Genomic DNA, 7696 nt, shown 5'->3' on the forward strand with positions numbered 1-7696 from the left:
TGTGGTGGATTTTTAACTAACTGTAATTAATCAATTTTATTGTTACCCAGCTCGCGAACCACGTGAGTATTTGCCTTGGTTATGCCCTCTATTCGATCAAAGAATTTCTATAACCTGAGGGGCACAGGCACCTGATTGAGCAGCGGAGAACACATCATCCGCCTAACGCAACTCAACCATGGAGCTCCCCAATGCTTTCCGAATTTCTAGCAAGTTTGCGGGCCAGACTGCTGACAACATCTTCGCTGGCGCAAGAGGCAGCGCGTGACGGTCAAACGCTGACAAATGGCTTTTTCCAAAGCACAGTGGTCGACAACACGCCCGCCTTTCTGCTCGACAATGATTTTGCACGTTTCCTGAATTTTGGTCAGGTCGAAACAAACAACGCCGCCGCCGCCGTCGCGGTGACCGGCGAGGACGCGCAGGTCTTCAACTTCCGTTCCGGCAGCATCGAGGCCAATTCCGGCCCGGACGCGCTGGCCACCGGCATTCAGGTCACCGGCAGTGCGGCGATCCGCAATTTCGGCGAGATCGCAGGCGACTTTAACGGCGTTCAATTTGCGGGCGCGGGTAGCTCCGGGTCGCTGGACAACTTTCGCGGCGGTGTCATCTCTTCCGACAGCCGCGCGGTGGATATCCAGGGTGAGGGCGTCAACGTCCGCAACTTTGGCGACATCCTTGGCACCGGCGACCAGCGTAACGGCACCATCTACAGTGATGCGGGCGCCGAAGACGTCTCGATCAGCAACTTCTCCGGCGGCACCATCGACGCTGGGGCCGGCAATAATGGTGCGGGCATCTCGCTGCAAGTTGGCGACGAAGCGGGCGACCGTGTGGAAAACACGTTATTCAACGGCTTTGGCGCGACCATTCAGGGACGCGGGCAGGCGGCTGCCAACACACCCGGCGCGGGCGACGGCATCCGCATCAACAATGGCGCCGAGGGCACCGTCTCCGAGACGGACATTGTCAACAGCGGTCTGATCTCTTCCGAGAGCAATCAGGGCACAGCCGGTGGTATCCGCGTGGCCGACGGTGTTGCAGCCGAAGGGCGCATCCTGAACACCTCGACCGGCACCATCGAAGGCGTGCGCAATGGTCTTTACATCGGCAACGCCGAACATGATCTGGACGTCCTGAACTTTGGCACGATCCAGTCGGACAGTCGCGCGGTCAACATCGATGGGTTGGGCGTTGATCTGATCAACGGCGGTGACATTCTGGGCACCGGCGATCAGCGTAACGGGACAGTCTATGCCGATGACACGGCGCGCGACTTCTCCATCAACAACCTCGCGAATGGCACAATCGATGCAGGCGCGGGCAACGACGGTGCAGGTATCTCGCTTTCGCTGGCCGAAGACGGCAATGGCGAGGTGGAGATCACCAACGCAGGCACCATCGCCGGGCGCGGTCAGGCCTCGGCTGCCGCAGGCACCGCGGGTGACGGTATCCGCCTGGAAGGCGTGCGCGGCGAGGCTGGCTTTGCGGCTGCCCTCTTTGACGGCACGATCACCAACGCAGGCACAGTGACCTCCGAGAGCCTCGTGGGCACAACCGGTGCGTTCCGCGCCGTAAACGGCGTCAACTTCCAGGGCGAATTGGTCAACGAAGCCAGCGGCGTCTTTGCCGGGGGGCAAAACGGCGTCTACTTTGGCACCGGCGATCACACGGGCGGTTCGTTCGTCAACCGCGGATTGGTGACCTCTGACAGCCGCGCGCTGAACATCGACGGTGAAGGCCTTGATGTGCGGAACGAGGGCGCAATCCTCGGCACGGGCAACCAACGCAACGGCACCGTCTACGCCGATGGCACAGCCGACAACTACACCTTCACCAACACCGGCCTTGTGGACGCAGGCGAGGGCAACAATGGATCCGCCGTGTCGCTGCAAACCGGCGATGTGGATGGCGATGTCGTCTCGGCGGCCATCTTCAACGAGGGTATCTTCCAGGGGCGCGGTGACGCCACAGAAGGCAATCAGGTGGGCGACGGTCTGCGGCTCTTCAGCAATCAGGAAGACGCAAGCTTTGCCGGACTGGTGCAGAACGACGGGCTGATCGCCGGATCGGAAGACAGCGACGCGGCTGCCGGTATCCGGATCGACGGCGGCCTGAACATCCTTGGCGCGATCATCAACGAAGGCGAAATCACCGGTCAGGTGAACGCCATCGATGCCACCGAAGGCGGCTCAGTCACTTTCGTCAATGACGACGCAGGTGTTGTAAATGGTAGTGTGTTACTGAGTGCCGGAGACGACATCGTTGTAGACCTCGGTCAGATCAATGGTGTCGTCAATGGCGGCGCGGGGGATGACGTGCTGATCGCCGGTCAGGGCGACAACGTGATCGTCGGCGGCCTTGGCAATGACTTCATCGACGGCGGCAACGGTTTCGATACGGTCGATTTCTCCGACCTTGATGTCGCGGTCAATGTGAACCTCGGCCCCAATGGCAACGGCACGGCGACGCGGGATACCGGGTTCACCGTGCGGGTCACCGATCAGGCGGTCTCGGCTCCGGGTCAATTCGGCTCAGCCATCGCTGATGGAACGCAGTTCGTCGAACAGGCGGTTGCAGGCAACCTCTACTTCAACATCCACACGGCAGAATTCCCGGGCGGCGAAATCCGCGGGCAGTTGTTGGTGGATAGCGATGTGACGGTTGGCGGTTTCCGCACCATCACCCTCTCGGGGGGGCTGGACGCAAGCCAGGAGCCGGGGCCGACATCGGACAGTACCGCCACGGGCGAAGGCTCACTGGTCATCGTGCAGGAAGTGCATACCGGCGCGGTCACATACTCCAGCGAGCTCAGCGTCGTGGGTCTGAACGAGGCCGATCTGCAGACGCCGATCCCCGGTGTGGTCTCGGCCATCCATCTGCATAATGCGCCAGCCGGTCAAAACGGGCCTGTGGTGCAGGACACGCTGGTGGACGCAGGCGCGACCCTCGATGTGATCGAACCGATCTCGCCCACCGGTGTGGTTGGTGACGATGTCATCGAAAACCAGATCGAAACTGATGTTCTCAGCTCCATCGAGAATGTCATCGGGTCTGACGATGGCGACGTGATCATCGGGAGCGACGCGGACAACGCACTGAGCGGCGGTGCGGGTGATGACCTGCTCGACGGTCAGGGCGGCGACGACCTGCTTCTCGGTGGTGAGGGGGCTGATATTTTCTCCTTCGCGCCGGGTGATGGCAACGACATCGTTGGCGACTTCGAACTGGGTATCGACAAGATCCGTCTGACCGATTTCGGGCCCGACTTCGATCTGTCCTCGGCTGTGTCCCAGGACGGCGCAGACGCGGTTCTGTCCTTCTCCTCCGACGCCTCCGTGCGGTTCGAGGGCATCGACAGCACCCAACTGACCGAAGACGATTTCATCGCCTGATGACATCCAACGGGGCGGCGGCACTGGCCGCCGCCCCTTCACCCTGAAAAGAGATCACCCCCATGTTTCAGAAAAAATCCACCGTCAAATCAGCCTGGTCCTCCCTGCGAGGCGGCTTTTTCGCAATCGCTTTCTTCAGCCTTGTTTTGAACCTTCTCATGCTCGCCGGTCCCCTCTACATGCTGCAGGTCTATGACCGCGTGCTGACCAGCCAGAACATGGACACGCTCATCGCGCTCAGCCTTCTTCTGGCAGGCGTTTTCATCGTGACCGGCCTGCTCGACCTGATGCGCACGCGCATCCTCAACCGCCTCGGGGCCCGGTTTGAACTGAAAATCGGCGCACCTGTCCTGCAATCCGCCATCCGCCGCCGTCTGCACGGCAAGACCGCGGCAGGTGACAGCCCAGCCGCCGACATCACCGGGCTGCGCGATTTCATCTCCGGCTCCACATTGATCGCGTTCTTTGATGCGCCCTGGATTCCGATTTACCTCGCCGCGCTCTACATGCTGCACCCCTATCTCGGCGCGCTGGGGCTTGCCGGGGCGGTACTGCTCACAATTCTGGCCCTGATCAACAACACGCGCGCCTCTGGTGTGATGCAGGATGCATCCCACGCGCGCAGCAGGTCCGACGCCTTGTTCACCTCCAGTGAGCAAAATGCAGAGCTTGTCCACGCAATGGGTATGACTGGTGATCTCGCCCGGCGCTGGACGGCTCTGCAGCATGATGCGCACCGCCTGAAAACCCGTGTCAGTGATCGGATCGCAAGCTTTTCGGTGCTGTCCAAGACGATCCGGATGGGGTTGCAGTCGGCCATGCTGGGGCTTGGTGCCGCCCTTGCCATCATCGGTGACGCCACGGCCGGTGTCATGATCGCTGCGACCATCGTATTGGCCCGCGCGCTGGCCCCCATCGATCAGCTGATTGGCCAGTGGCGTACCTTTCTGGCAGCGCGCGGGTCCTACAAGAATCTCGCCGCGCTGAGCGAGGCATTCCCGCAGGAGCTCAAACGTCTGTCCCTGCCGCGCCCGCAAATCTCCCTCAACGCCACCATTGCAAAGGCCGGGCCGCCCCTGGCGCAGAACGCCACCATTGGCGGCATTGATTTTGCGCTGTCGGCGGGTGACGTTCTGGCCGTGATCGGCCACAGCGGGTCCGGCAAATCCACGCTGGCGAAAATGCTCGCGGGGATCTGGACGCCCCAGCGCGGCGCCATCCGTCTGGACGGTACGCCGATGGCGAAATGGGACGCCGCAGATCTGGGGCAGCTCATCGGATACCTGCCGCAGGACGTGCAGCTCTTTGACGGCACGATCCGCGAAAACATCGCGCGCTTCTCCACCGCCATTGACGACACCAAGGTGCTGGGGGCGGCGGTCGCGGCGGATGTGCACGATCTGATCAGCAATCTGCCGGAAGGCTATGCCACGCAGATCGGCAATGGCTTCCACCTTTCGGGTGGGCAGCGTCAGCGGATTGCTCTGGCGCGGGCGCTCTATGACGATCCGTTTATCCTGGTGCTGGATGAGCCGAACTCCGACCTCGACAGCCAAGGGGAATTGGCGTTGCGCAATGCCATCCGTGGGGCCAGTGCCCGGGGGGCTATTACCTTTGTGATGACGCACCGGCCCAGCACGCTCGAAGCGGTCAACAAGGTCCTGACCCTGAGTAAGGGCATGCAGAGCGGTTTTGGAGACAAGGAGGACATCCTGCGCCCAAGACAGCAGCCCGTCATGGCCCGCAAACAGAACCCACAGCTTGCCGCGCGCAAGGACCAGCAGCTTCAGAAAGGAGCGGTTCAATGACCTCTCACCTTCCAACGCATCCCGCCCAGACTGTTCTTCGGCTCGAAGACTATAACCGCATAGAAGACCGCGCCAACGGGGCGGGGATCAAGGGCTTTGTTTTTGCAGGCCTGATCGTCGTGACCGGTTTCATCGGGGGCGCGGCCTATTGGGCGGCGTCCTCCAAGCTCGACGGGGCCGTTGTCGCGCCCGCCTCTCTGGTTGTGGAAGGCAATCGCAAGACCGTGGAACATCTGGACGGCGGTATCGTGCGCGACATCCTTGTGACAGATGGCGATCTGGTCGAGGCGGGGCAGACCCTTCTCGAACTGGACAGCACGGATCTCGATGTCGATCTGGACGTCATTCAAAGTCAGCTTGGGGATCTGATGATCCGCCGCGCGCGTTTGCTGGCGCAGCTTGAGGGAGCGGATACATTCGGCCCGGCCTATGTGCAGGAGACGCTCAGGGTCGCGATGCACCGCGACGACTGGCAGGACGCCTATCAGACGCAAAAACTGCTCTTCGATGCGGAAATGCGCACCCGCACGGCCGAGAAGGATTTGCTGGCCCAGCGGATCGCCAATTTGCAGGATCAGATGTCTGGCCTGCGCGCGCAGCGACAATCGAACGCCCGCCAGCTTGAGATCACGCGGGAAGAGCTTGGCAATCTCGAAACGCTTCTGGAAAAGGGCCTTGTGGCGGCTGCCCGTGTGAACGCCCGCCGTGTGGAGGTTGAGCGCCTGAAAGGCGTGGATGCCTCCTTGCAGACGCAGGAGGCGCAGGCCCAAAACCAGATCAGTGAATTGCAGCTGACAGGCATTGGCGAACAGACCCAGCGTGACGAGGCGGCCTCGACGGAACTCGCGCAGGTCGAAGGGCTGCTGGCGACGCTGGAGCCGCAATATGTGGGCGCCACGGAACGTCTGAAACGGGTGGCCATCACCGCGCCGGTCAGCGGGCGCGTTGTGGGAATGACCGTCTTTACGTCAGGCGGTGTCATCCGCCCCGGCGCACCCATCCTCGATATCGTGCCGGTGGACCAGCCGCTGGTGGTGGAGGCGCGGGTCAACACGGCGGATATTGAAAAGCTCTTTATCGGCCAATCGACCCGCGTGCGGTTGTCGGGTTTTGATCAGGCGGAAATTCCCGAGGCCACGGGCAGGATCGTCGATATTTCCGCTGACAGTCTGGAGGATGACCGCACCGGCCAAGCCTACTATACGGCGCGGGTCACATTCGACAGCGCCCAACCTGCAGCCGTTGCCGAGCTGGATCTGGTGCCGGGTATGCCTGCGGACCTCTTTGTCAACACGGGCGAACGGTCTGCGCTCAGCTATCTGACCCAACCCCTTCAGGACAGGCTAGCGCGCACGTTCATTGAATAGAGCGGCGTACAAGTGAGATGGCAGAGCGCGATGTGATGTGCGCTCTGCCTGAGGATTTAGAGGGTGGCGAGAAGGCCGCGAATATGGTTCAGGAGCCCGCCGTGTCGCGCATGCTCTTGAGGCCCAGCAGAATGGCCGCGCCGATCAGGAACGCCCCGCCGATGCGGCCAATTGCGACTTGTGCCTTGGCCTTCAGGCGTTTGGCAAGCCAGCCAGCGCTCGCCCCGTAGCTCAGCAGGAAAGCCCCGTCGATGGCAATGTATGTCGCAGAGAGGATGAAGAGTTGCAGGAAAAACGGCTGGTCTGCGGTGATGAATTGCGGAAAGAGCGCCGCGAAGAACACCACGGCCTTGGGGTTGGCGGCGGAGGTCACGAAACCCTGGAGCCAGAGTTTGCGCGGCGACGCCGACATGTTTGATTTCATCGACGGGGAACCTTTGCCCGCAGTGCGCCACATCCGGATACCCATCCACAGCAGATAGGCGACCCCCATCCATTTGATGACTGTCAGCGCGTGTTGCGAGGCCACGATTATCGCGGCCAGCCCCAAACCCGCGGCCAGCATCTGCAGGGCATTTGCGCTCAGATCACCGATGGCGGTGGCAATGGAGGGTCTGAACCCATGCGTCATGCTGTTTGAAAGCATCAGCAAATGACTTGGGCCGGGTGTCAGCATGAAGAGGAACACGGTTGCGACATAGAGTGCCCAGATATCAAAGCTCATGCGATGTCTCCTGTTGTGACTAACTCAGTTTTTCGATCATCAGGTCACCCGTATCAACCATTGGACAACCCAGATCAGGTTCTGCAGTCGCACGAAAGACTGCGGCGCGTATGAACACGATACCCTGAAGAATGCGGTTTGTGCGAAAAGCTTCGCTGTGGCCGTCGAATTCCCTCATTCGGCGATATCCGGAGTTTTGGGTGTATCCACAATCTGGTGCGCGATACCCTTGTCAGGTGAAATCCCAGCATGCCGCCAGAATGACGCGAAGCTCCGCGCTAGGACCAATCGACATTCAGGATTCACAAGGGATGTGATTGTGTGATTCATAGAGGACCAGATTGAGCAGTCTGGAGATGATCACATGACCAAGCGTTACGAACTCACCACGTCGCAATGGCT

At 61.0% G+C, this 7696-nt stretch carries 4 protein-coding genes; 3 read left to right on the forward strand and 1 reads right to left on the reverse strand.

The features are described 5' to 3' along the window. Positions 1-191: 191 nt before the first annotated feature. From ISX84_RS18135 to ISX84_RS18145, 3 genes are all read left to right on the forward strand, one after another. Positions 192-3395 carry a beta strand repeat-containing protein gene (locus ISX84_RS18135; RefSeq protein ID WP_195821789.1) on the forward strand — a complete coding sequence of 1068 codons (3204 nt, stop codon included), beginning with the start codon at positions 192-194 and terminating at the stop codon, positions 3393-3395. Between the two features lie 62 nt (positions 3396-3457). Then, entirely contained in the window at positions 3458-5203 is a 1746-nt protein-coding gene (locus ISX84_RS18140; RefSeq protein ID WP_195821790.1) for a type I secretion system permease/ATPase, read from the forward strand. Next, a complete protein-coding gene (locus tag ISX84_RS18145) occupies positions 5200-6570 on the forward strand; it encodes an HlyD family type I secretion periplasmic adaptor subunit (RefSeq protein ID WP_195821791.1) in 1371 nt (456 codons plus the stop codon). The genes ISX84_RS18140 and ISX84_RS18145 overlap by 4 nt, the downstream gene beginning before the upstream one ends. Before the next feature lie 88 nt (positions 6571-6658). On the opposite strand, the gene ISX84_RS18150 is transcribed toward ISX84_RS18145, so the two are convergent. Then, on the reverse strand, positions 6659-7294 hold the full coding sequence (locus tag ISX84_RS18150; RefSeq protein ID WP_195821792.1) for a LysE family translocator: 636 nt from the start codon (positions 7292-7294) through the stop codon (positions 6659-6661). Positions 7295-7696: the final 402 nt, after the last annotated feature.

The sequence above is a fragment of the Roseobacter sp. MH60115 genome, from assembly GCF_015644665.1.
In the GTDB taxonomy this organism is placed as follows: domain Bacteria; phylum Pseudomonadota; class Alphaproteobacteria; order Rhodobacterales; family Rhodobacteraceae; genus Roseobacter.

Coding starts and splice junctions, on each gene's coding strand:
- ISX84_RS18140 (WP_195821790.1), top strand. CDS start 3,458: ATGTTTCAGAAAAAATCCACCGTCAAATCAGCCTGGTCCTCCCTGCGA.
- ISX84_RS18135 (WP_195821789.1), top strand. CDS start 192: ATGCTTTCCGAATTTCTAGCAAGTTTGCGGGCCAGACTGCTGACAACA.
- ISX84_RS18150 (WP_195821792.1), bottom strand. CDS start 7,294: ATGAGCTTTGATATCTGGGCACTCTATGTCGCAACCGTGTTCCTCTTC.
- ISX84_RS18145 (WP_195821791.1), top strand. CDS start 5,200: ATGACCTCTCACCTTCCAACGCATCCCGCCCAGACTGTTCTTCGGCTC.